We start from the raw sequence: 24,478 nt of genomic DNA, 5'->3' as shown, positions 1-24,478 counted from the left end.
CTCAGACCGCCGCGTCGACCGCGTCCTCCGCCGCGGCCAGCGCCTCGGCCCGCTCCGCCGGGACCAGCCCGATCCGGGTCCGGCGGTCCAGCAGGTCGTCCGCGTCCATGGCCCCCTCGTGGCGCACGCCGAACCGGAACTCGGCGCCCGTGACACCGCGCACGACCGGCTCCAGCAGGGCGGGGTCGCCGCCGGCCCCGTCCAGGACGTCGACGGCCTCGGTCCCGTACCGCTCGACCAGTCGGCGCGGGGCCTCCACCGCGTCCAGCTCCTCGCGGGAGGCGGCGCCCACCAGGGCCAGGGAGCGCGTCCGGCACGGTCCGGCGGGCAGCCGGCGGGCGCCCACGGCGGCGTCCACGGCCTCCTCCGCCATCGCCCGGTAGGTGGTGAGCTTCCCGCCGACCACGGTGACCGTCCCGTTGGGCGCGACGGAGACGGAGTGCTCGCGCGACAGGTCGGCGCTGTCGCCGACGCCCTCCAGCAGAGGGCGCAGTCCGGCGAACGCGCCGATGACGTCATCGCGCCCGATCCGGTTCTCCAGCGCCCCGTTGAACCGGTCGAGCAGGAAGTCCACGTCGCCCTCGGGCACGTCGGGGACGTGCGGCGCGGGGCCGTCCACGGGTTCGTCGGTGAGCCCGGCGAACACGCGCCCGTCCGTCTGGGGCAGGGCGAAGACGAAGCGGCTGACACTCCCGCCGACGGGCACGGTGAGCGCGGCCCGGGGGCGGCCCAGGGCCGCGCCGTCGAGCACGAGGTGGCTGCCCCTGCTGGGCCGGAGCCGCACGCGGGGGTCCAGGAGCCCCGCGTGCACACCGGTGGCGTTGACGACGGCGCGCGGGCGCACGGGGACGATCCTGCCGGTGGCCGCGTCCCTCAGCACCGCGCCGTCGGCGGTCACGCTCTCGGCCGAGCAGCGGGTGATGACCCTGGCCCCCTCGCGCGCGGCGGTGCGCGCCAGAGCGACGACGAGCCGGGCGTCGTCCACGAGCTGCCCGTCGAAGGACAGGATGCCGCCGAGCAGGTCCCGCCTGGCGGCGCCGGGCAGCAGGCGCAGGGTCTGGCGGGCGTCGAGCAGCCGCGGGCGGGGCAGCACGCTCCCCGGGGTCCCCGCCATCACGCGCAGGAGGTCGCCCATGCCCATGCCCGCGCGCACGGACAGCGCCCTGGCCAGGCCGCTCCCCCTGTACACGGGCACGACCATCGGCATGGGGCGGACCAGGTGGGGCGCGGTCACCCGCATGAGGAGGTCGCGTTCGCGGGCGCTCTCGTAGGCGATGCCGAACTGCCCCCGGGCCAGGTAGCGCAGGCCCCCGTGGACGAGCTTGGAGCTCCACCGGCTGGTGCCGAAGGCCAGGTCGTGGCGTTCGACCAGCACGGTGGAGAGTCCGCGCGAAGCGGCGTCGAGCGCGGCTCCCGCCCCCGTCACGCCGCCCCCGACGACCAGGACGTCCACCTCGGGCCGGGCCTCCAGCCCGGCCAGGTCGGCGGCTCTCCGGGCGGCGTTCAGCGAGGGGGACGCGGGACTGGCAGTGCTCATGTGAGCGGTCCTTTCCGGGGGACGGTGCGGCGGATGGGCCGGCGCGCGGCCCCGCCCGGCCCGTCGGGGCCGCGGCGCTTCAGGGTGCGAGGTAGCCGTCGAGGAGGACGGCGAGTTCTCCGACGAGCCGGTCCTCGTCGAGGACGTCGGCGAACAGGCGGCGCGAGGTGACCGTGCCCTGCACGGTCACCAGGACGAGGCGGGCCAGGGCCTCGGGGTCGCCCTTGCGCACGGAGCCGTCGCGCTGCCCCTCGGCGACGACGGGCTCCACCAGGTCGAGGGCGGCCCGGTGGCTGGTCCCCAGCCGGTGGAAGGTGTAGGTCGCCAGGAGTTCGGGCTCGGTGTCCACGATCCGGGTGAACAGCGGGTGGGCCAGCATCGCGCGGGCGACCCGGGCGGCGTGGCGGACCAGGCGCGGGCGCACGCCCTCCCCCTCCGGGTCGTCGGCGGAGGCCGCGCCGGCCTCGGCGAGGATCTGCCGCAGCTCGCGGGTGAGCAGGTCCGCGACGAGCGCGGTCGCGTCGGGCCAGCGGCGGTACACGGTGGGCCTGCTGACCCCGGCGCGGCGCGCGACGTCGGTCAGCGTGGTGCGGCGCACCCCGAAGGCCTCGACGCAGGCGCGGGCCGCGTCCAGGATCCGATCCTCTACGTTACGTTTTGACGCCATATGTAAAACTGTAGGGCATGGCTCACGAGAAGACACCGCCCGGCGACGGGAACGGCCCCGGCGCGGGCACAGGCCCCGCCCCGGGCACGGACACCGCACCCGACATGAGCTGGTTCGCCTGGGGCGACCCCGCCAGGGCGCTGGAGCTGGACCCCGGTCTGCGCGACCTCGTCGCGCAGGTGCTCCGGGCCCGCCTCCAGGACATGCCCCCGGTCCCGGAGGAGCTGGTGGAACTGCCGCCCAGCAGGCTCGGCCCCCGGCTGCGCGAGCTGTTCGCCGGGGTGGTCGGCCCCGGGCACGTGAGCACGGAGGACCCCGTCCGCCTGCGCCACTGCGGCGGCAAGAGCACGCCCGACCTGCTGCTGCGCCGCGCGGGCCGGGCGGACCCGGCTCCGGACGCCGTCCTCTACCCGGCCGACCACGGCGAGGTGGAGCGGCTCCTCGCGGTGTGCTCGGAGGAGCGGGTCGCCGTCGTGCCCTTCGGCGGGGGCACCAGCGTGGTCGGCGGCGTCACCCCGCTGCGCGGGGGCTTCCACGCCGTGGTCTCCCTGGACCTGCGCCGCCTGGACCGCCTGGTGTCCGTGGACCCCCTGTCGTCGACGGCCGTCCTGGGCGCGGGCGTGCGCGGTCCGCACGCGGAGGCGATGCTGGCGGAGCACGGGCTCACCCTGGGGCACCTCCCCCAGAGCCACGAGTACGCGACGATCGGCGGCTACGCGGCCACCCGTTCCAGCGGACAGGCCTCCTCCGGGTACGGCCGGTTCGAGGACATGGTCGTGTCGCTGCGGGTGGCAACCCCGCGCGGCACCCTGGAGGCGGGCGGTCCGCCCGCGTCGGCCGCCGGCCCGGACCTGCGGCGCCTGCTGCTGGGCTCGGAGGGCACGCTGGGCGTCATCACCGAGGTGGGCGTGCGCGTGCGGAGGGCGCCCGAGCGCGTGCTGGACGAGGCGTGGTCGTTCCCCGACTTCGCCTCGGGCGCGGACGCCCTGCGCGTCCTGGCGCAGTCGGACGCCCGGCCGACCATGGCGCGCGTGCTCGACGAGTCGGAGACGTTCGTGGGCGCGGCGATGGGCGGGCGCGAAGCCGTCCCCGGGTGCCAGGCCGTGCTGGGCTTCGAGGGGGCCCCCGCGGAGGTGGAGGCCCGCGCCGCCGCGGTGCGGGAGGCCATGGCGGAGGCCGGCGGCACCCCGCTCGGCCCGGAGCCGGTGGCGCACTGGCGCGAGAACCGGTTCTCCTCGCCCTACCTGCGCGACACCCTGCTGTCGGCGGGGATCCTCGCCGAGACGCTGGAGACCGCCGCGTCATGGACCGGCCTGCTGCCGCTGTACACGGCCGTGTCCGAGGCGCTCACGGGGGCGCTGGAGGGCGACGAGGGCGGCGCCGTGGTGATGTGCCACGTGTCGCACACCTACCCGACCGGCGCGTCCCTGTACTTCACGGTGGCGACGGCGGCCGGGCCGGACCCGGTGGCGCGCTGGGGCCGGGCCAAGCGCGCCGCGACGGACGCGATCGTCGCCAACGGCGGGACGATCACCCACCACCACGCGGTCGGGTCGGACCACCGGCCGTGGATGGCGGCGGAGATCGGTCCCCTGGGCGGCGACGTGCTGCGCGCGGTCAAGGCCGCGCTGGACCCCGAGGGCGTGCTCAACCCGGGCAAGCTCATCCCCGACTCGGACTAGCGGACCGCCCGCGGCGCGGCCGGGTCGGCTCCGGCGGCGCCGCGGGCCCGGACGGGCCCGTCCTCACGCCCTCTCCGCCTCGCGGGAGAGGCTGCGCTCGACCTGCCCCGCCATGTCCTCGAGGAGGTCCAGGGCCTCGCCCTCCCCGATACCGCCGTCCTCCACCGGCAGGCTGATCATGACCGCCACGTTCACGCTGGTGAAGGAGGCCGTCGCGACGACCGCGTCGGAGTACTCCCCGTCGCGGTACAGGACCGCGAAGCCGCCGTCCCCGGCCCGCACGGACCGCCAGTCGAGGACCTCCCCCTGCATGCCCTCTGGCGCCCTGTCCCCCTCCAGGTCCTCCCGGGCGTCCGCCATGTCCTCGCGCAGGTCGGCGAGGGTCTCACCGCCGTCCTCGAACTCGTACAGGGAGACGAAGACGTCGAGGAGGAAGACGTAGGAGTCGTTGACGGAGCAGGCGAGGTAGCCGATCTGGCCGTCCTCCGCGTAACCCGCCTCCTCCGCCGAGTAGTAGTCGCCCTCGGCCAGCGGGCTGTCGGCCCCGGGGATGCCGGCGACCACGTCCTCGGACAGCAGCTGACGGCAGCCGGGCAGGTCGGCGTAGGGGCGGCCGCCCGCCGCCTCCCACACCACGACGCCGAGGGAGGCGACCACCGCCAGGGAGGCGGCGGCCACCCCGACCAGCACGGCCGGTCCGCGCCGTGCCGGGCCTCCGGGGCGGCCCGGTACGGGCGGCTGTCCGGGCGGGACTCCCCCGGGAGCGCCGTGGCCCGGCCGGACGGGCGGGACGTACCGCTGTCCCGGAGACCCGCCGTGGGGCGCTCCGGGCGGTCCGTGGGGCCCGGGCGGGGGCTGCCGTCCGGGGTGGGGGCGGGGCGGCAGCCCCCGGTGGGGCCCGCCGGGGAACGGCCGGCCTCCGGGGGGACCGGGGAACGAAGCGTCGTCGGGGGGATGGGTCATCGGTCTCGCGGCTGGGGGCGCACCCGGCCCGGGGCGGGTGGTCGCCGCGCCTCCTCACAGGTGGTCTCGTGTCGCACGGAACGGCCCGGGCCGGCGTGCGCACCGTGCGCGCGCCGGGACGCCACACCAAGTATCGCCAACCGCGGCTTCCGCGCCAGACCCGGGACCGGAACCGGACGCGACCCTTCCCACGGCGCGAAACCGCCCCGGGCGCCCCCGCGTGCCCCGACAATGGATGCCGTGGCACGAGGAAAGCTCCGCATCTACCTGGGTTCGGCCCCCGGGGTCGGCACCACGCACAACGTGCTGGTCGAGGCCCGCCGGCGGGCCTCGCACGGCACCGACGTGGTGGTCGCCGCCGTCCACACGCACCGGAGGGAGCGCACGTCCGCACTCCTGGAGGGGTTGGAGTGCGTGCCGCCGCACCCGTCCGGCTCGGTGGACACCGCGGCGGTGATCTCCCGGGCGCCCGGCACGGCCCTGGTCGACGACCTCGCCCGGTCCAACCCGCCGGGGGCGCCCAACCCGACCCGCTGGCAGGACGTGGAGGAGCTGCTGGAGGCAGGGATCGACGTCCTGTCGACCGTGGGCATCCACCACCTGGAGTCGCTCAACGACGTCGTCCACCAGATCACCGGGGTACGCCCCCAGCAGACGGTCCCCGACCACGTGGTGCGCCGCGCGGCCGAGGTCGAACTCGTCGACATCACCCCGCAGGAGCTGCGCCGCCGCATGGCGCACGGCGACATCCACCCCGCCGAGCGGGTCGACGCCGCCCTGGCCGACTACTACAGGGAGGGCAACCTGGCGGCGCTGCGCGAGCTGGCGCTGCTGTGGACCGCCGACCGCGTGGAGGAGGGCCTGTCCCGCTACCGGGGCGAGCACGAGATCCAGCGCACCTGGGAGGCCCGCGAGCGGGTCGTCGTGGCGCTCACCGGCGGCCCCGAGGGCGAGACGCTGATCCGCCGGGCCGCCCGCGTCGCCGCCCGGTCGCGGGGCGGGCACCCCCAGCCGAGCCACCTCCTGGCCGTGCACGTCGTGCCGCCGCAGGGGATCTCGCAGACGCCGCCGGAGGACCTCCTGCGGCAGCGGCGCCTCCTCGCCGAGCTGGGCGGGACCTACCACCAGGTGGTCGGCAACGACGTCCCGACAGGCCTGCTGGAGTTCGCCCGGGGCGTGCACGCCACCCAGATCGTGCTGGGCTCGTCGCGCCGCCGGACCTGGCAGTACGTGTTCGGTCCCGGGGTCGGCGCGATCGTGGCCCGCGACTCCGGCGACATCGACGTGCACATCGTCACCCACGAGAGGGTGGGCAGCGGCCGGTGGCCCCTGCCGCCCCCGGGCCGGGGGCTGGGCGAGCACCGCCGTGCGGCCGGGTGGACCCTGGCACTGCTGGCGCCCACCCTCGTCTCGCTGTTCCTGGCCCTGCCGCTGTTCTCGGACGTGGGCCCGGCCTCGGACACCATGCTCCTCCTGCTGATCACCGTCGCCACCGCGGCCGTGGGCGGGCTGCGCCCCGCGCTGGTGTCGGCGCTGTGGAGCGCGATCCTGCTCACCGTCCTGGTGTCACCGCTGCACGGGCGACCGTCGGTGTCGCTGGACAACGTGGTGGCGCTGACCGCGTTCACGCTGGTGGGAACGCTGGTCGCGATCGTGGTGGAGATGGCGGCCCGGCGCTCGGCGCAGGCCGCGCGGGCCCGCGCCGAGGCCGACGCGGTGACCCTCCTGGCGGGGAGCATCCTGTCGGGGAAGGAACCCCTCCAGGCGCTGCTCCGGCGCATCAGGGAGACGTTCGGGCAGCGGTCGGCGACGCTCCTGGAGCGGTTGGACGACGGCCGGTGGCGGCCCGCCCACAGCGTCGGCGCCCCGGCCTGCGACTCCCCCGACGAGTCGGACGTGCTGGTGTCGGTCTCCGACAACCTGGCGCTGGCCCTGCGCGGGCGGGTGCTGCCCGCCGCCGACCGGGGCGTGCTGCGCGCGTTCGCGGCGCACATCGGCATCGCCCTGGAGCACCAGAGGCTGGAGTGGGACGCGGCCGAGGCGAGGAGCCAGGCGGCCGGCAACCGCATCCGCACCGCCCTGCTGGCCGCGGTGTCGCACGACCTGCGCACCCCGCTGACGTCGATCAAGGCGAGCCTGGCCAGCCTGCGCGCCACCGACATCACGCTCACCCCGGAGGACCGGGAGGACCTCCTGGAGACCGCGGAGGAGTCCACCGACCGGCTCAACCGCCTGATCGACAACCTGTTGGACATGAGCCGCGTGCACACCGACAACGTGCGCCCCAAGCTCCGCGCGGTGGGCCTGGAGGAGGTCGTCCCGATCACCCTCCTCGGCCTGCCCCACGAGGCCGTCACCGTCGACGTCCCCGACGGCCTGCCCCGGGTCCTGGCCGACGCCGGACTCCTGGAGCGGGCGGTGGCGAACGTGGTCGCCAACGCGGTGCGGTACAACCCCGATCCGCGCCTGCCCGTCCTGGTCGCCGCGAGCGCGCACGGCGACAGCGTGCAGCTGCGCGTGGCGGACCGGGGGCCGGGTGTCTCGGACGAGGGCAAGCAGCGCATGTTCGAGGCCTTCCAGCGCCTGGGCGACGCCCCCCAGGGCACGGGGGTGGGGCTCGGGCTCGCCGTCGCCCGTGGTTTCGTTGAGGCGATGCACGGCAGACTCGACCCCGAGGACACCCCTGGAGGCGGGCTGACCATGGTCTTCACCCTGAGGGCGACAGAACCCGATATGACGGACATCGATGGCGAGAGGGGGTCCCATGCGGGTCCTGGTCGTTGACGACGACATGCAGATCATCCGGGCCATGCGGATCAACCTCCGTGCGCGCGGGCACGACGTGGACACGGCCGCCGACGGGGCCACGGCCCTGCGGCTGGCCGCCGAGAACCACCCGGACGTGGTCCTCCTCGACCTGGGACTGCCCGACATGGAGGGCCTGGAGGTCATACGGCGCCTGCGCGGCTGGTCCCAGGTGCCGATCATCGTGCTGTCCGCACGGCACTCGGCCGGGGAGAAGGTGCGCTGCCTGGACTCGGGCGCCGACGACTACGTCACCAAGCCGTTCGGCATGGACGAGCTGCTCGCCCGGATGCGGGCCGCCGAGCGCCGGTCGGTCCGCGCGGAGGAGGCGCCGGTCGTGCGCACGCAGTGCTTCACCGTGGACCTGGGCGCCAAACGCGTCCTGCGCGACGGCGGGGAGGTGCGGCTGACCCCGACGGAGTGGCACATCCTGGAGATCCTCGCACGCCACGCCGGACAGCTGGTGAGCCAGCGCCAGCTGCTCCACGACGTGTGGGGGCCCGCCTACCAGAGCGAGACGAACTACCTGCGGGTGTACATGGCGCAGCTGCGCCGCAAGCTGGAGCCGGACCCCGCCCGTCCCCGGTTCCTGATCACGGAGGCGGGCCGGGGATACCGCTTCGAGGGGGCGGGCTGACCCCGCCGCCCGCCCCGCCGGGGTCAGCGGGTGACGGCGGCCCCCTCGGCCAGCTCCATGAGCGCGTCGAACTCCTCGGTGCCGACATGTCCCCGGTTGGCCTCGGCCACCGCCCGGCAGGGGGCGAAGGCGCGCACCCACTCGAACAGCCGGTCGGCGTCCACGCCCATGGCCTCGGAGAGCACGCCCACACGGCGCTCCACCTCCGCCACGCCGGTGGTCCTCCACAGCGCCCAGTCGACGGCGTCGACCGCGCCGTCGCCGAGGCAGGCGCGCGGGTCGAGGGCGACGAGGCCCCGCCCGCCCCCGTCGATGACGTTGCCCGGGTGCAGGTCTCCGTGCACCGGCACCACGTGGACGTTCCCGTTGGCCAGGTCCCGCGCACGGCAGAAGCCCTGGTGCATGGCGGAGACGGGCACCACCTCGGCGGCGGGGCCGTCGGCGCGCTCGCGGTTCCAGAGGTCGAAGACGAACTGCACCCGCGACGTCAGCGGGCGGAGCTCGTCGAGCTCCGCGCGGGGCACGGCCGTGGCGTGGAGCTGGGCGATGAGCGCGCCCACGGTCTCCATCCGCGGCACCGTCCCGCTGTCGGCGACCGTGATGCCGTCGACCCGCTCCATCAGGACGGCCCCCCGTTCGGCGTCGAGACCCCACACGAGCGGCACGCGGCCGGAGTCCCCCCACATGCGCAGCAGCCGGGCCTCGGAGACGGCGAGCCCGCTGTCCGGGGACAGCTTGAGCACCCCCGCGGACCCGTCGGCGCCGCGCACGTGGATCACCACGGACGTACGGCCGCGCGGTGCGGGGCCCTCGACCGTCAGCCGCCACTCGGCGGCGAGCTTCTCGACGATCCCGGGGAGCTCGGCCAGCCACTCGCCCACGTGGCTGCCGAAGCGCCGTTCCAGACGGCGGCGCTGTCGGCTGTCGACGAACTGCGCTGTGCCGTGGTTCATAGATCCACCTTAGGTTCGCTCACGACGATGCCTGTCGGGGTCGAGCCCCGTCGCGGCTCGGCGGCCGTCCGCTCCGCACCGCGCGGGCGCCGGTCGGGACCGGGCCGGTCGCGGGAGTCCGCCTCGCGGGCGGGGAGTGCGCGGCTCCTGAGGGGCCGGGCCCGGGCCGTTCCGCGCCGCTCCGGTGCGGTCGGGTACGGGTACCGCGTTGTGGGTGCGGGGAGTTCCCGCCCTTCCGACCCCTACCCGTCCCGGTGGTCCCGGTAACGGAACAGCCGCACCCCGAGCCCCCTTCGTTACCGAACGGTGCCGCCATGTCACCCCCCGTGGGTACGCTTCCCGGCTTCCGGAGACCCCGGCCCGGGTCAGGCCAGCCGCCCCTTGGCCGCCCGGTGCTGGGCCAGGAGCGTGTCCACGACCAGCTCCGAGGGCCACAGCGGGGTGGTGAGGGCCGTGACGTCGAGCCCGCGCAGCAGCTCGAAGTCGGGCCCGTCGACGAGCCTCCACGCCGCGACGGCGACGTTGTCGCGGCCGTCCCGGCGCAGCCGGTCGACGGCGTCGAACACCGAGGGCGCCCAGGTGCGCAGGTAGCCGACCTGGACCGGGGAGCCGAGGCGGCGGCTGAGCATGCGGGCCACGTCCATGACGACCTGGCGCTCCTCCGTCCCGGTCGTGCCGTCGGCGGCCAGCACCACGCCGTCGCCGGGCCTGCGGCCCGAGTCGACGAGGCGGCCCGCGAGGTCGGCGACGATGGACGGGACGGCGCCGAGGGGCGGTGTGTGCCAGGCGTTCCCCAGACGGCCGAGGTCGAGCCTGGAGAGCAGGTGGGCGCTGGCGACGTCACCTCCCGCGACGAACGCGGGGACCACCACCTTGGGGCCCCTGACGGCGCGGATGGCGGCGGTGACCTCGGCGGGGCTGCCGAAGGCGGGGACGACCGGAGCCTCTCCCCGTCCGGCCACCGCCTCGGCCAGGCCGCACAGGGCCTCACGCCGGTGGGCGTCACGTGAGTCGTCGGCCACGAGGACCATCGTCGGGACCATGAAAGGCTCCTTGAATCGCGGTGAGATCTACCGTTGTCCGCCGAGAGTAAAGGGGCACCGTTTCAGGGGAGTGCTCTCGTGTTACATGGAGGAAAACAGCAGACAATGGCTATGATGGTTATCGCCTGAACGAGTCTTGGTGAACCATAACAATCTCGGAAAAACTGTGATGTGTCCACTTTTCCGGGGAGTGGCGTGCGCCTCAGTGCGACCACCCGACAGAGGGGTCGGCGGGCGGAACCGCGGGTAGGACATCCCCCACCAGGACCGACGGCCGGACAGCCATGACAGGGCCGGAACCCTCCGACCTGTCGGACATGTCCGACACCACACCCCCATAGCCACTCCGGGGGAAAACCGATTTCACCCCGAAGTTCTGTAGAGATATACCCGGCAAAAAATTTCCCATGCATTCGCCCGGTGCGGATGCACGTGCCGAGGAATGTGCCCCGAGGGGCGCCGCCGGACGCGGGGCCGTTTTCGCCGTCGTTTCCGCGGTTCCGCGTTCCGGGGCTCCGGAAATCGCGAAAACGACGACTCCTGCCACATGCGACCCTCGCGTGTCAAGGGTGCGCACTCCCCTACCGCGTCATAGCCGCACACCACCTGACGTGGGGGGACAGGATGCCGGTCCGGCGCGATCACTTGCCATGGGCCACGGGCCCGCCCACACTTGGAACCGAGCGGACCATATCCCGGCAGGCCCACGCGCCCCGGGACCGTTCACGGGCAACCGCCCGCCGGATCCACCACCGGCAGCGGGCCCGCGACCCACACCGCACCGTGCAGACTGGAGTGAGCATGGCCGTCCACCCTCGGGTGCAGACGCTGGCCCAGACCTTCCTCGCCCACGCGGACCAGGAGGCCCCCGGCCTGGTCGAAGGCCTCTACCTGACCGGTTCGGTCGCCCTCGGCGACTTCCGCCCGCACGCGAGCGACGTCGACTTCGTCATCGTCACGAGGAGCACGCCGGACGGCGACGAGCTGGAGCTGCTGCGCGGCGCGCACGCGCGAACGCGCGCGGCCGTCCCCCGTCCCCAGTTCAACGGCATCCACGTCACCTGGGACGACCTGACCCGCGACCCCGCCGCCTGCGGAGCGGTCCCCTCCGTCATCGGCGGCCGGTTCCGTTCGCGCGCGAGCGCCGACGTCAACCCCGTGACCTGGCACATCCTCGCCGAGCACGGCGTGACCATGCGGGGCCCCCACCCGGTCGAACTGGACGTGTGGGACGAGCCCGAGAGCATGCGCGCCTGGTCCCTGGGGTCCCTGGACGAGCAGTGGCGCCGCTGGCGCGAGAAGGCCGGCCGCCTGGTCACCCCGCGCGGCCTGGCCGTCCTCGGTTCCCTGGCGCCCTCCTGGAGCGTGCTGAGCGTCAGCCGCCTGCACTTCACCCTGAAGACCGGGGAGATCACCTCCAAGTCGGGCGCGGGCGCCTACGCCCTGCACGCCTTCCCGGAGAAGTGGCAGCACATCGTCAACGAGTGCCTGCGCGTGCGCCGCAACGCCGGTGCGCCCTCGCTGTACGAGAGCGCGCTCGCCCGCCGGCGGGCCGCCCTGGACTACATCGAGATGGTCCTGGACGACTCCCTGCGCCCCGGCCTGGCCGCCTGAGCGCCCCACTCCCCCGCTCGCACCGGTCCCGGGGGACGGTGGGCCCGTTTCCGGCTCGCCCGACTAATCTGGGATTCATGACCATGCGCCCCATCGTCCGCTTCGGCGACCCCGTCCTCGTCACTCCGACCACCCCCGTCACCCGGTTCGACCAGCACACCGAGGCACTGGTCCGGGACCTCCTCGAAACGGTCGAGGCCCCCGGCCGGGCCGGCCTGGCCGCCACCCAGATCGGGGTGGGGCTCCGCGTCTTCAGCTACAACGTGGAGGACCGGATCGGCTACGTGATCAACCCCGAGATCGCGGAGCTCTCGGAGGAGGTCCAGGACGGCGAGGAGGGCTGCCTGTCCGTCCCCCGGCTCTGGTACCCGACCAGGCGGGCCGAGCGCGCCGTCGTCACCGGGGTGGACCTGCGCAACGAGCCGGTCACCGTGGAGGGCACCGGGCTGATGGCCCGCTGCCTGCAGCACGAGACCGACCACCTCGACGGCATGGTCTACGTCGAGCGCCTCGACCCCGACACCCGCAAGCGCGCGATGCGTGACATCCGCCGCTCCGACTGGTTCATGCCCGCCTCCCCGGACGCTCCCCCGGCGCCCGTCGGCCTCCGGCTCCCCAGCGCCTTCGGCGGAGCGGGCTGAGGCCGCCGCCCCGCCGTGCGGTCCGGACCGGCAGGGGGTGCCGGTCCGGTCCCCCGCTCCGGGTATCTTCGGACACATCCCCCTACCCCCCGCAGTCACGTGAGTCAACGCACTAGGCACGTCACGCCACGATCTCGTAAGGTCTGCTGAGCATCCGGCACCCCGCGGCGCCCCCGCACCGCGCCGCAGGCCCACCGGACGCACCCGGACCGCCCTCGGAGCACACATGACGACCACTCCTCCCCGCAACCCGCGCGGCACCCGTGCCGCCATGTCCCTCGCCGCCGTCACGACGGCGCTCCTCATCGGCCTGCCCGGCACCGCGCAGGCCGAGCCCGGCGACGACGAGGTGGACATCGACGAGCTGACCCAGCGGGCCGAGGAGCTGGAGGAGAGCTACGACGGGGAACTGATCCAGTTCACCGAGATCAAGGGGCGCGTCGAGCAGGCCGAGGAGGACCTGGAGGAGGTCGAGGCCCGCCTGGACGCGTCGCGGGCGGGTGTGTCGACCATCGCCTCCGCCCAGTACAAGAACGAGACCGGCCTCGACCCCGCGCTCCACGCCATGTTCTCCAGCGACCCGGAGGAGATGTTCAGCGACGCCGCGACCCTGTCCTACCTGGGGCAGAGCCAGTCGGAGCAGATCTCCGAGCTGATCGACACCCGCGACGAGGCGGCGGAGGTCGCCGAGGGCCTGCGGACGGAGATGGCGGACGCCGAGGAGCTCATCGAGGACCTGGAGGCGCAGCGCGAGGACGTCGAGGAGCGCATCGCCGAGTACGAGGAGGAGCAGGTTCCCGAGACCCCGGGCACCGGCAGCATCCCCGACAGTGCGATGGGCTGGGGCTGGAGCGGGGCGACCCCGCGCATGGCCGCCATCCGCGACGAGATCGTCATGCGGTTCGGCGCCCCCTACCCGGTGGGCTGCCTGCGCTCCAGCGCGGACGACCACGGCGTGGGCCAGGCCTGCGACTTCATGATGAGCTCCGGGGGCGCGATCCCCTCGGCGGAGAACCAGGCGCTCGGCACCCAGATCTCCCAGTACGCGATCGACAACGCCGACAGGCTGGGCGTCAAGTACATCATCTGGGAGCAGCAGATCTGGCAGGCCGGTTCGTGGACCTGGATGAGCGACCGGGGCGACAACACCCAGAACCACTACGACCACGTGCACATCTCGTCGTACTAGTGGCGGGCCGGCCTCCCGGCCGACCGGCGGGGCACGGCCCGAACCCGGAACTCAGCGGTTCCGGCGGCGACAGCGCCCACCCGCCGACGGCTACGGCGCCGAGCCCCTCGGACCCGGCGAGTCCCGTTGGGCGGCGGGGCGCGGACCGCGGCGCGTGAACGCGAACGGGACGGCCGCCAGGAGCGCCAGCGCCGTCAGCGCGAACGCGGGAACGTAGCCGAACAGCTGGATCAGCAGCCCCAGGAGCATCGCCCCGGCTCCCGAGCCCGCGTCGTAGCCGATGTTCCACACCGCGCTGGCCCGGCCGTAGCCCGAGGGGCCGGCGCGGTTCAACATGAGGGTGACGGTCTCGTTCTGGACGGCGCCGAAGCCGAGACCGAACACCATGGCTCCCAGGAGCACCAGCAGGACCGTCCCGGCGCCCAGCCCTCCCCCTCCGTCGCCGTGCGACCACAGCGCCGCGGTGACCAGGGCCATGCCGAGGGCCGCGCCCGCGGTGCCCGGCAGCAGCAGGAGGGTGCGCCGGTGAAGGTCGTGCAGCATCCCGGCGGTCCACCGGCCCGCGACGACCGCCAGGGCGTAGGCGGCCAGGGCCCCGCCGACCAGCCACGCGGCCTGCTCGAACGGGATCGCCAGGAAGGTGATGACCGCACTGGCCGCGGAGGCGGTCAGCAGCATCAGGACCAGCGGGGCGGCGAGCGCCAGCAGCAGCGGCAGCCCCGAGGGCGCGTCCGCCGTGGCCGCGGCGGCCCGCGCGGGGCTCCGCAGCGCCGCCCGGTTCCGGCCGCCGTCGGCGAACCAGACGCCCCAGGCCAGCAGGGCCCCCACCACCGAGCACAGGCCGGTGATCCAGAACGCGGCGGCGAAGCCGGCGTTGAGGGCGAGGGCCACACCGCCCGGCAGGATGAGCACCTGCGGCAGGCCGACCGCGAGCCCGTAGTAGCCGGTGGCCCGCCCGACCTGGCTGTGCGGGACCAGCCGCGCGGCGAGCGCGGTGCCCGCGACGCTGACCATGCCGAAGCCGACGCCGCGCACTGCCGAGACGGCGATGAGCGGCCCCAGGTCCGCGGTCAGCGCGAACAGCGGGGTCGGCAGGCCCATGACCAGGGCCCCCACGGGGAACGCCCAGCGGTAGCCGCCCCGCTCCAGCAACCAGGGCATGGCGAGCTGGGTGAGCACCGTCGTCAGCATGAAGGCGCCGGTGGTGCTCCCGGCCCCGAACTCGCCCGCTCCCCCGCGCGTGGCCCACAGGGGCACCAGGGGGAGGACCGCCGCGAACCCGCAGAGGGCGAAGGCCGTGGCCGCGATGAGCAGCGCGAAACCCCTGCCCCGGAGGCCGGGCAGGTCGGCGGTGGTGAACTCGGCGGGTGTCGACCCGTTCCCGGAGGAGGACGAAACAGATCGGATCATCCGTCCTTTGTAGTGCACGGGCAGACGCCTGTCGATGCCGCCGCCGACCGGTCGGCGCGGCCCGCGCCGGGGCCGCGGGGTCAGTCCCCGGGGGCGATCCGCTCGCCGATCCAGTCCCTGAGGCGTACGGCCAGTTCGGGGGTGACGGCGCGCTCGGCGTGCCCCATCCCCGGGACGAGCCACAGCTCGCGGGGCTCGCGGGCCGCGTCGTGGATGGCGGTGGCGTGGGAGACGGGGAAGTAGCTGTCGGCCTCGCCGTGCACGACCAGGAGCGGTGTCGGGGAGACCTCCCCGGCGAGCTGGCGGGGTTCGGCGGGCTTGGGGTCCCAGTCCCGGTCGATGACCCTCACCTTGCGGAAGCTGCGCAGGAAGAAGCGGCCCGCGGCGCGCCCGATCCCGAGGTGGAGCAGGCGCATCCTGCGCGTGCCCCGGTAGTACCAGCGGCTGGGGCCGCTGACCGAGACCGCGGCGGCGATCCCGCCGTAGATGGCGGCATGGCGTACCACGACGGCGGCGCCCATGGAGAACCCGACGGCCGCGACGGACGTGTAGCCGAGCTCCCGCAGGCGGGCGACGACCGCCTCCAGGTCGTGGATCTCCTCGTTGCCGACGGTGCTGCGCCCGCCGGAGCCGTGGTGGCCGCGGAAGTCGAAGGTCATCACGTCGCCGACGGGGAGGAACGCCTCCGCGATGGCGCGCGTGTACGGGCTCCGGTGGGTACCGGTGAACCCGTTGGCGAGGACCACCGCCGCGGTGCGGGACCCGGTGCCGTGCAGGAGCACGGCGTCGATCCCGACCCCGTCCGCCGTGGTCAGCCGGAACCGGCTCTCGCGGGGACGGTCGACGGGGGCGTCAATGGCATCGGACACCCCTCCATCGTGCCCGATCACGTCCGGGGGCCGGCGTCCGGCCCCTGGTTGTGGCCCCCGTCGCCGTACCTGTGCTCGATCCACTCGTCGGGGTACAGGTGTCGTCCGCCGTGCTCCGGGGCCTCCGGGGCGCGGCCGTGCGCGCCGCCCGGCCCGCCGTGGGGGCCGGGGTCCCTGCGGTAGGGGTCCGCGGCGGACGGACCGTGTCCGCCGTGCCCGGACGCCTCGCCCCAGGACGGGACGCCGTGCGCGGCGCCGCCGGTCGGCGCGGGCCCGCCCCGTGCGGGGGTTCCGTGCGCTGGCCCGCCGCCGTACGGCCCGCTCCACCCCTGTCCGGCCGGGTCGCCGCCGTGCCGCGGCCCGCCCTGGACCGGCCCGTCCCAGGACGGGGCGCCGTGCGCGGGGGTCCCGCCGACAGCCGGACCCTCCCACCCGCCCGACGCGTCACCGTACGGCCCACCGTTCAGTGCGGTCCCACCGGCGCCTGCCGCCGCTCCGGGGGGCGGCGGACCGCCGGGGCCCGGCCCGCCCTGCGCGGAGCCGTCCGCCGGGGGGCCCTGTGCGGGGGGTGCCCCGAAGGCGCGGGCGCCGTGCGGCGGGGTGCCTCCGTGCCCGCCGGGCGGGGTCAGGTGGTGGTGCTCCGACGGGGCCGGGAGCTCGTCGCCGGCCGGGGGCACCGCCCCGGTGCCGCCGGAGGCGGGCCCGTCCCCGTACCCGTCGTACCCGTCCTCGTGGCCGGGGTCCCCGTACCCGTCCTCGTAGTCGTCGCCGTAGTCGTCCTCGTAGTCGTCGCCGTAGTCCTCGTGGAGGCGCTCGCCCTCCTCCCGGACGGCGGGGGGCGGGAAGACCAGCGAGCGCAGGTCGAGCGCCACGTGCACCACGACCGGCACCCAGATGCTGCCCGTGCCCAGGTACAGGACCGTGAAGAGGGTTCCCGACGTGCCGGCGCTGACCAGGCCCCACCAGCCCTGGTAGAGGTGCGCGGCGGAGAAGAGGGCGACCGACAGCACGGCCGCCATCCACAGCGGCGCCCCCAGGCCCGCGACGAGGGCGATGAACAGGCCCCGGTACAGCAGTTCCCCGAACACGCCCCCGGTGACGGCGACTCCGCCCGCCATCGCCCGCTCCGCGGTGGTACGCGGCACGAGGAGCCCGCGCCCGCGCTCCGGCTCGGGGAGGGTCATCGGGGCCGCGGCGGCCCTGCGCCCCCGGTGTCCGGTGGACCGTCGGCCCCCGCCCTTGCGCGAGGAGCGTCCGGCCGTCCCCGGCAGGTTCACGGGCAGCCCGTTGACCAGGACCCACATCGCGGCGAGGGCGACCAGGCCCCCGACCGCGCCGCCGACGACCGGCCCCCAGGCGTCGGGCAGCCTCAGCCCGAGGTCCGAGGGGAGCAGGTCCGGCGAGAGCAGCAGGACGAGGAGGACGACCAGGCCCCAGAGGACGTGGACCGCCATGGTGACGGCGTGCACCTGTGTCAGCGCGCGTACGTCACCGCCCCGCCTGCCGGAAAGCCACGTGAAGGCCTTCCTGCCGAGGAGGGGCTCGCCGACCGCCGCGAAGAGGAGCAGCAGGACCGTGAGGACGGTCCCGGCGAAACTGAAGTGAGGAAGAGTCTCCGACCATGGCACGGGGCAATAGTAGGGGTCCGAAACACGTCATAGTGCACATGCCGGATTCCGAAGCCGCTGCCCCCTTGCCGTTGAGCCCGGGAAGAGTGACGGTAGAAGTGTCACAGGTCACCTTGCGGACGGTGACGTCCGGCCCGCCGTGACCACCGCCCCACGGATCCCGAAGGGCTGGGCAGCAGGGATGGCAGACCGAGCCGTACACGTGCCGGAGGCCGACAGGCCCCAGGACATCCGCAACATCGCGCTGGTCGGTCCGCCCGGCGCCGGGAAGACGAGCCTGGTCGAGGCGCTGCTCGTCGCCGCGGGGGAGATCGGCCGACCCGGCAGCGTGGAGGAGGGGACGACGGCGAGCGACCACGACGGTGTCGAGGTCCGCCAGAAGAGGTCGGTCCACCTGACGCTCAACCCGGTGACGGTCGACGGGGTCAAGGTGAACCTGCTGGACACCCCCGGGTACGCGGACTTCATCGGGGCGATGCGCGCGGGGCTGCGCGGCGCGGACGCCGCCCTGTTCGTCGTCTCCGCCCTGGACGGCGTGGACGGCCGCACGCGCGTGCTCTGGGAGGAGTGCGCCGCGATCGGCATGCCCCGGGCCGTGGCCGTCACCAGGATCGACCACCCCCGCGCGGACTACGACGACGTGGTCGCCCGGTGCCGGGAGTCCTTCGGCCCCGGCGTCCGCCCCGCCTACCTCCCGGCCTACGAGGGGAGCGGGGACGACCGCCGCGTGGTCGGCCTCTGGGGGCTCGTCTCCGAGCGCTACCACGGCTGCCAGGGCTCCCCGGCGGGAAGCGGGACCGGTGGCGGGACGGCGCCGTCCCCCGCCCCGCGCCCGGTCCCGGACCGGGTCCGGGAGGCCGCGGGACCGCTCCGGGAGGCCCTGGTCGAGGAGGTGATCACCGGGAGCGGGGACGAGGTCCTCATGGACCGCTACGTGGAGGGCGGCGAACTCGACCCGGACCTGCTCGTCGCGGACCTCCAGAAGGCCGTCGCCGCGGGCGGCCTCCACCCTGTCATCGCCGTCAGCACCACCACGGGCGTGGGCGTGCGGGAGCTGCTGCACGAGCTGCCGCTGTCGTGCCCGGACCCCACGCGGCGCCCGTTCCCGTCGGTCGCGACCCCGGAGGGCAGGCCGGTGCCCGGGCTGTCCTGCGACCCCGGCGGCCCGCTCGTCGCGGAGGTCCTCAGCACGGCGGCCGACCCGTACGTGGGCAGGGTGAGCCTGGTACGCGTGTTCTCGGGGACGCTGACCCCGGACTCCGCCGTCCACCTGCACGGCCACGGGGTCCCCTGCGGGCTCACGGGCACGGTCGAGCTGGACCGGGTCGGCAACGACGAGCGCGCGGGCGCCCTGGCGGTCCCGCTGGGGCGGGGGAGCCGACCCGTCGGACGGGCCGTCGCCGGGGACCTGTGCCTGGTGGCGAGGCTTCCGGACGCACGCACCGGCGACACGCTCTCCGACCCCGGCCGCCCGCTGCGGGTGTCGCCGTGGCGGTTCCCGCAGCCGCTGCTGCCGGTGTCGCTGGCCGCCGCGTCCTCCGCCGACGAGGACAAGCTCTCGCAGGCGGTGGCGCGGCTGGTGGCGGAGGACCCGTCGCTGCGGGTCGAGGTGAACCCGGAGACCCGCCAGATGGTGCTGTGGAGCCTGGGCGAGGCGCACCTCGACGCCGCCCTCGACCGGTTGGAGCACCGGCACGGGGTGCGGGTGGAGACCGGTGGGGTGAGGGTCCCGCTGCGGGAGACCTTCGCGGTCCCGGCCCAGGGGCTGGGCCGCAACGTGAAGCAGAGCGGCGGGCACGGCGAGTTCGGCGTCTGCCGGATCCGGGTGGAGCCGCTGGCCCCGGGTTCGGGCCTGGAGTTCGTGGACGAGACCGTCGGCGGCGTGGTGCCCCGGCAGTTCGTGCCGTCGGTGGAGAAGGGCGTCCGCGCCCAGATGGCGGACGGCGTGGAATCCGGGTATCCGCTGGTGGACATCCGGGTGACGCTGTACGACGGCAAGGCGCACCCGGTGGACTCCTCGGACGCGGCCTTCCAGAAGGCGGGGCGCCTGGCGCTCAGGGACGCCGCCGCGGCCGGCGGGCTGGCGGTGCTGGAACCCGTGTCCGATGTGGCGGTGGAGGTGGACGACTCCTGCCTGGGCCCGGTCCTGAGCGACCTGTCGGCCCGGCGGGGCAGGGTGGTCGGCACCGGGACGGCGTCGGGCGGCAGGGCGGTGGTGCGGGCGGAGGTCCCGGAGCTGGAGATCACCCGGTACGCGGTGGAGCTGAGGTCGGTCTCGCACGGCACCGGGGTGTTCACCCGGGAGTACCTGCGCCACGAGCCGCTGCCGCCGCAGGCGGCGGCGAGGCTGTCCCGGGCCGGCCGGGGCTGACGCGCGGCGGCCCCTCCCCGGGGGCGGACGGGCGCCCGCGCCGCACGCGGCCGGACCGCCTCCCCGCCGGGCGGGCCCGGACGCCCCTCGGGGCCGGGGGACGGCACGGTGCCTAGAAGACGCGCCCCGGGCGGCTGCGGTCGGCCAGCGCCGCGAACCGGAACGTGTTCACCGGGTGGCTGGACAGGAGGTTGACCAGGAGCACGAAGAACCCCGTGTCGGTCCGCGCCCGCGCGGCGATGTCGTCGAAGTCCACCGACGGGTACAGGTACTTGCCCACCGCGAGGGCCCTCAGCCCCTGCATGCCCTCGGGGCAGAACGCGTAGGCGTGGTTGTCCGCCGTGTACTCCTGGGCGCGTCCCAGGGAGCTGCCGACGCCGGGGATCACGTTCGCCACCGAGACGCCGAAGTGCCGCCAGAACGACGTGTGGCCCGCCGCGATGTGCCCCACCTCGTGCCCGATCACGAACCGCAGGGCGTCGGGGTCGGCGAGGCGTCCGCCCACCTCGAACAGGTCGCTGTTGATCGCCACGTAGCGGCGGAACCCGTGCCCGGAGGCGTAGGCGTTGATCACGCCGTTGCCGAGCACGACGTACGCCTCGGGCGCCTGCGGCATGCGGAACGCGGCGGCGGCCTCGACGACCATCCGGTACGCCTCGGGGAACTGGTCCTCGGTGATGCGGACCCCGTTGACCCTCTGCCTGGCGTACAGCTGCCCGCGCACGAAGTACACGAGCGCGGGCAGGCTGAGCAGGAGCAGCGGTTCGTTCGGGTCGCCGGAGTAGGCGCGGCTGACCGCGCCCACCACGGCGAACACGGTCACCGCGACGCAGGCCACGAGGACGGGGATCTCCCGGGGGTGGCGCAGGGACCCGCGCAGGCGGCGGTCGGCCCACCGCCAGGGGCCGTGCCCCATCCGCCGTCAGAGACGGTACTCGGCGTCGGGCAGGTCGTCGTCGGGCCCGTGGGGCGGCGGAGCGTGGTGGGCGCTGCCCCGGGGCGGCGGACCGCCGTAGGACGGTCCCGCGGGAGGTCCCTGGGGCGGGCCCTGCGGGACGCCGTCGTCGTCGAGGATCGAGGCCATGTCCGTCGACAGGGTGGACTCCTCGGCCTTGTCGCTGCGCCACTCGTCGCGCAGCTCGTCGTCCTGCGCCCCCATCACGGCGTCCATGTCGGCGTCGTAGGTGGACTTGGCCGGGTCCTGCGCGGGGTCGGGCCAGGAGGAGGCCAGGAACGCGCTGTCGTAGGCGTCGTTGGGCTCGGGCGGCCCCGCCTGGGCCGGGCGGCCCCCGGGGGCGGGCAGGCCCTGCGGCGGGCCGAACGGGTCGGACAGGGGGTCGGAGAGCGGGGCCGCCGGCTGCGGGGCGGTCTCACCCCGGGCGGGGGCGCCGCCGAACGGGTCGACCGGGTCTCCGGCGACCGCGCGCGGCTCGTGGACCGCGTCGGGGGCCGGCCCCGGGAAGGCCGCGCCGGCCGGGGCCGAGGAGGCCCCGCCCCGCGCCCCGTCGGCGCCCAGGTAGGACAGGGCGGCGACGGTGATCGCCGCGAGCCCCGCGCGCAGGGTGGGTTCGCGCGCGGGCGCGAAGAACGGCGAGTGGTTGCTGGGGACGTTGCCCATCTTCTCGTACGGGGTGTCGCCGGGCGCCGCCTCCCACACGTCGTGGGGCGTGGCGCCGACGAACCAGAACACGTACGGGATGGGCTGGGGGTCGCCGGGGAGGCCGAAGTAGTTGAAGTCCTCCGTGCCGGGCGAGGGGTCCGGCAGGTGGATCACGTAGTCCTCGCCGAAGTAGGCGTGGTGGGCCGCGGCCACCTCCGCCGAACAGGTGGCGTCGTTGCGGGTGACGCCGCAGGAGACGAACATCTCGATGTCGGGCTCGCGGGCGGCCCCGGACGCCGCGGCCTCGGCGCGCACGATCCGCTCGATGGCGGACTCCAGCTGGTCCGCGACGTTGTCGTTGAGGGCCCGGGTGTTGATCTCCAGGTAGGCCTCGTCGGGGATGATGTTGGCCTTCGTCCCGGCCTGGATCCTGCCGACGGTCAGGACCGCCATCTCGCTCGGGCTGATCTCCCGGGAGACCACGCCCTGGAGGCGGGTGACGATGTTCGCGGCGATGACCACCGGGTCGACGGTGGTGTGCGGCTGGGAGGCGTGGCCGCCCTCGCCGTGCACGCGCACCCGGTAGGCGCGCGAGGCGCCCAGGATGATCCCGGCGCGGTGGGAGATGAGTCCGGCGGGCTGCGGGCCGAGGTGCTGGCCGAGGATGACGTCGGGGCGGCCGAAGCGGTCGTAGAGGCCGTCGGCGAGCATCGCCTGGGCGCCGTCGAGGGTCTCCTCGGCGGGCTGGGCGACGATCATGACGGTGCCGGCCCACTCGTCGCGGGTCTCGGAGAGGAGGTCGGCCGCTCCCACGAGGCAGGCGGTGTGGGCGTCGTGTCCGCAGGCGTGCATGACGGGGACCTCGACGCCGTCCTCGTCGGGGGCGCGGGTCGTGCTCGCGTACGGGAGGCCGGTCTTCTCCTCCAGGGGGAGCGCGTCCATGTCGGCGCGGAGCATCACCGTGGGTCCGGGGCCGTTGCGGAGAATGCCCACGACACCGGTGCCGCCGATCCCCTTGTGGACCTCGTACCCGGTCCGGGTGAGCCACTCGGCGACGCCGCTGGCGGTCCGCTGCTCGGCGTGGGAGAGTTCCGGGTTCTTGTGCAGATCGACGTAGAACCCCTCCACGAGCGGGAAGAGCTCGTCGAGGAGTCGCATGACCACGCTCCCGTGCTGGGCTGCACGGTCGGGGTCCACCGCGTGCGGCACGGTTTCCACCGCCTTCTTCCGTATCTCGACTGGACGGGCACTGCCTGACGGCTCAGCCTAGCGGCGCGGTCGTCACGGCCACACACCGACACGTTCACCCAGCGTCCGCCACGGTCCCGCAGATGGGTTAGGGTCTGCACACGGAAAGCCATCCCCGCCCAAGCCGGTCACATTACGTGTGTCCCGCTCGTCCCGTCCTCACCGTGCGTACGGAAGGACCCGGGGAACTTTCCACAGATTTGGGAGAACCGCTGGCGCACCTTGCAACATCACAGTAAGGTAACGCAGCACATGCTGATTCATCCGACCTTCCGGTGCCTCCCCTCGCGCGCCAAGCGGCACCCTCTCATCCGAGCCCCGGCCCCCGAGGTCGGCCCAGACCCCTTCCACGGGGTCCGTCGGACCACGAACCCGCCCGAGAAAACAGTGATCTACGGAGTCCACTCGTGGCCTCATCCATGACCAGTCCGGCCTCCCGCCCTCCGGAACCCGGGCAGGGCGCGACCACCGGGGGTCCCGCCCCCGAGACCGTCCAGGCACCGGGGCGCGACGCCCGGCTGGACAACGCCAAGTTCATCCTCATCGCGCTGGTCGTCGTCGGCCACGCGATCGAGCCCCTGAGGGACCACGGGCCCACGGGCGCCCTGTACTACTGGATCTACTTCTTCCACATGCCCGCGTTCATCATGATCAGCGGGTACCTGTCGCGGTCCTTCGACGCCTCGTCGAACCGCGTGGAGAAGCTGGTCCTGACGGTGGCCGTCCCGTACCTCATCTTCTGGACGATCCACCAGACCATCTACTTCTTCGAGCGCGGCGGCCTTCCCGACGCGGCCTCGGTGCTCAAGCCGACCTGGACCCTGTGGTTCCTGGTCGCGCTCTTCCTCTGGCGCCTGAGCGTGCCGGTCTGGAAGCAGCTGCGCTGGCCCGTGCTCATCGCCGTGGTCGTCTCGATGTTCGGCGCCACCGCGAGCCTGGGCGAGACGCTCTCCATGGGCCGCGTCGTCAGCTTCCTCCCCTTCTTCGTGCTGGGGCTGAGCCTGCGGCGCGAGCACTTCGCCCTCCTGGACCGGCTGTGGGTGCGGATCCTGTCCGTGTTCGTGCTCGGCATGACGGCCGTGCTGGCCGTGCCCATCTCCGACCGGCTGAGCCGCGACTGGCTCTTCTGGAAGGACAGCCTCACCGACCGGGACATCGACCCGCTCCTGCCCAGCTTCGGGATCCGGCTCGCCTTCATGGGCCTGGCCCTGCTGATGACCGTCGCGGTGCTGGCGCTCACGCCCAAGCAGCGCACCTGGTTCACCTCCCTGGGCGCGTACACCCTCTACATCTACCTCGGCCACTCGGTGGTCCTGCTCCTGCTCAAGGCCTCGCCCTGGTACGACGTGGTGGGCGGGCCGACGGGCACGGCGATCACCGCCGCGGGTGCGGCGGCCCTGACACTGCTGCTGTGCACCCCGTGGGTGCGCAAGTGCATGCAGTGGGCGGTCGAACCCCAGCTGACGTGGTTCCTGCGCAAGGACTCCACGCTCCGCCCGGAGAACCGCGAGCGCGCGCGCAAGGACGGCGGCCCGGGCGACCCGAAGAAGAAGGAGACCGCCGGGGTCTGAGGCGGGCCTCGCCGGCCCGGCAGGACGGCGTCCGGGCCGCCGCGGAGCGG

At 74.5% G+C, this 24,478-nt stretch carries 18 protein-coding genes; 8 read left to right on the top strand and 10 right to left on the bottom strand.

What is annotated here, in order from left to right:
- Nucleotide 1 precedes the first annotated feature (1 nt).
- Nucleotides 2-1,537, bottom strand: coding sequence for a glycerol-3-phosphate dehydrogenase/oxidase (locus ACFQBR_RS10485; RefSeq protein ID WP_344182720.1), 1,536 nt, complete (start codon nt 1,535-1,537; stop codon nt 2-4).
- A 79-nt stretch (nt 1,538-1,616) separates the two neighbouring features.
- A complete protein-coding gene (locus ACFQBR_RS10480; protein WP_344182718.1) occupies nt 1,617-2,204 on the bottom strand; it encodes a TetR/AcrR family transcriptional regulator in 588 nt (195 codons plus the stop codon).
- Between the two features lie 104 nt (nt 2,205-2,308).
- On the opposite strand from ACFQBR_RS10480, the gene ACFQBR_RS10475 reads away from it, so the two are divergent.
- Nucleotides 2,309-3,886 carry an FAD-binding oxidoreductase gene (locus ACFQBR_RS10475; RefSeq protein WP_344182754.1) on the top strand — a complete coding sequence of 526 codons (1,578 nt, stop codon included), beginning with the start codon at nt 2,309-2,311 and terminating at the stop codon, nt 3,884-3,886.
- A gap of 63 nt (nt 3,887-3,949) precedes the next feature.
- Here ACFQBR_RS10475 and ACFQBR_RS10470 read toward each other — a convergent pair whose 3' ends face one another.
- Complete coding sequence (locus ACFQBR_RS10470; protein ID WP_267946380.1) at nt 3,950-4,576, bottom strand: hypothetical protein; 627 nt, start codon at nt 4,574-4,576, stop codon at nt 3,950-3,952.
- Nucleotides 4,577-5,080: 504 nt separating this feature from the next.
- Here ACFQBR_RS10470 and ACFQBR_RS10465 point away from each other — a divergent pair.
- Both ACFQBR_RS10465 and ACFQBR_RS10460 read left to right on the top strand, forming a co-directional pair.
- Nucleotides 5,081-7,633 (top strand): ATP-binding protein, encoded by a 2,553-nt coding sequence (locus ACFQBR_RS10465; RefSeq protein WP_344182715.1) that lies wholly within the window; start codon nt 5,081-5,083, stop codon nt 7,631-7,633.
- Nucleotides 7,614-8,291, top strand: coding sequence for a response regulator (locus tag ACFQBR_RS10460; protein ID WP_267946382.1), 678 nt, complete (start codon nt 7,614-7,616; stop codon nt 8,289-8,291). Before ACFQBR_RS10465 ends, ACFQBR_RS10460 begins: the two co-directional genes overlap by 20 nt.
- A gap of 23 nt (nt 8,292-8,314) precedes the next feature.
- Here ACFQBR_RS10460 and ACFQBR_RS10455 read toward each other — a convergent pair whose 3' ends face one another.
- Complete coding sequence (locus ACFQBR_RS10455; RefSeq protein ID WP_267946383.1) at nt 8,315-9,244, bottom strand: aminoglycoside phosphotransferase family protein; 930 nt, start codon at nt 9,242-9,244, stop codon at nt 8,315-8,317.
- Between the two features lie 365 nt (nt 9,245-9,609).
- Nucleotides 9,610-10,287 carry a sirohydrochlorin chelatase gene (locus ACFQBR_RS10450; protein ID WP_267946384.1) on the bottom strand — a complete coding sequence of 226 codons (678 nt, stop codon included), beginning with the start codon at nt 10,285-10,287 and terminating at the stop codon, nt 9,610-9,612.
- A gap of 801 nt (nt 10,288-11,088) precedes the next feature.
- Between ACFQBR_RS10450 and ACFQBR_RS10445 the strand changes: the two genes are divergently transcribed.
- The 3 genes from ACFQBR_RS10445 to ACFQBR_RS10435 all read left to right on the top strand — a co-directional run bounded on the left by ACFQBR_RS10445 (nt 11,089) and on the right by ACFQBR_RS10435 (nt 13,731).
- Nucleotides 11,089-11,901, top strand: a complete 813-nt coding sequence (locus tag ACFQBR_RS10445) for a nucleotidyltransferase domain-containing protein (RefSeq protein ID WP_267946385.1) — start codon at nt 11,089-11,091, stop codon at nt 11,899-11,901.
- Nucleotides 11,902-11,978: 77 nt separating this feature from the next.
- Nucleotides 11,979-12,542, top strand: a complete 564-nt coding sequence (gene def, locus ACFQBR_RS10440) for a peptide deformylase (RefSeq protein ID WP_267946386.1) — start codon at nt 11,979-11,981, stop codon at nt 12,540-12,542.
- A gap of 226 nt (nt 12,543-12,768) precedes the next feature.
- Nucleotides 12,769-13,731 carry a coiled-coil domain-containing protein gene (locus ACFQBR_RS10435; RefSeq protein ID WP_344182712.1) on the top strand — a complete coding sequence of 321 codons (963 nt, stop codon included), beginning with the start codon at nt 12,769-12,771 and terminating at the stop codon, nt 13,729-13,731.
- Nucleotides 13,732-13,821: 90 nt separating this feature from the next.
- Here the strand turns inward: ACFQBR_RS10435 and ACFQBR_RS10430 are convergent, their stop codons facing one another.
- The 3 genes from ACFQBR_RS10430 to ACFQBR_RS10420 form a co-directional block, all read right to left on the bottom strand.
- Nucleotides 13,822-15,141 carry an MFS transporter gene (locus ACFQBR_RS10430; protein WP_344182710.1) on the bottom strand — a complete coding sequence of 440 codons (1,320 nt, stop codon included), beginning with the start codon at nt 15,139-15,141 and terminating at the stop codon, nt 13,822-13,824.
- A gap of 80 nt (nt 15,142-15,221) precedes the next feature.
- A complete protein-coding gene (locus ACFQBR_RS10425) occupies nt 15,222-16,010 on the bottom strand; it encodes an alpha/beta hydrolase (RefSeq protein ID WP_267946389.1) in 789 nt (262 codons plus the stop codon).
- A gap of 17 nt (nt 16,011-16,027) precedes the next feature.
- Nucleotides 16,028-17,638, bottom strand: a complete 1,611-nt coding sequence (locus ACFQBR_RS10420; protein ID WP_378552999.1) for a CPBP family glutamic-type intramembrane protease — start codon at nt 17,636-17,638, stop codon at nt 16,028-16,030.
- Between the two features lie 181 nt (nt 17,639-17,819).
- On the opposite strand from ACFQBR_RS10420, the gene ACFQBR_RS10415 reads away from it, so the two are divergent.
- On the top strand, nt 17,820-20,009 hold the full coding sequence (locus tag ACFQBR_RS10415; RefSeq protein ID WP_344176376.1) for an elongation factor G-like protein EF-G2: 2,190 nt from the start codon (nt 17,820-17,822) through the stop codon (nt 20,007-20,009).
- A gap of 112 nt (nt 20,010-20,121) precedes the next feature.
- Here the strand turns inward: ACFQBR_RS10415 and ACFQBR_RS10410 are convergent, their stop codons facing one another.
- Nucleotides 20,122-20,925, bottom strand: a complete 804-nt coding sequence (locus ACFQBR_RS10410) for a M48 family metallopeptidase (RefSeq protein ID WP_267946392.1) — start codon at nt 20,923-20,925, stop codon at nt 20,122-20,124.
- Nucleotides 20,926-20,931: 6 nt separating this feature from the next.
- Entirely contained in the window at nt 20,932-22,827 is a 1,896-nt protein-coding gene (locus tag ACFQBR_RS10405; protein ID WP_267946393.1) for an amidohydrolase, read from the bottom strand.
- A 449-nt stretch (nt 22,828-23,276) separates the two neighbouring features.
- Between ACFQBR_RS10405 and ACFQBR_RS10400 the strand changes: the two genes are divergently transcribed.
- On the top strand, nt 23,277-24,428 hold the full coding sequence (locus ACFQBR_RS10400) for an acyltransferase family protein (protein ID WP_267950501.1): 1,152 nt from the start codon (nt 23,277-23,279) through the stop codon (nt 24,426-24,428).
- Nucleotides 24,429-24,478: the final 50 nt, after the last annotated feature.

This window comes from Nocardiopsis tropica (assembly GCF_042660575.1).
Classification (GTDB): domain Bacteria; phylum Actinomycetota; class Actinomycetes; order Streptosporangiales; family Streptosporangiaceae; genus Nocardiopsis; species Nocardiopsis tropica.
Note: the sequence above shows the minus strand (reverse complement) of the source record. Positions and strands in the feature narration are given on the sequence as shown.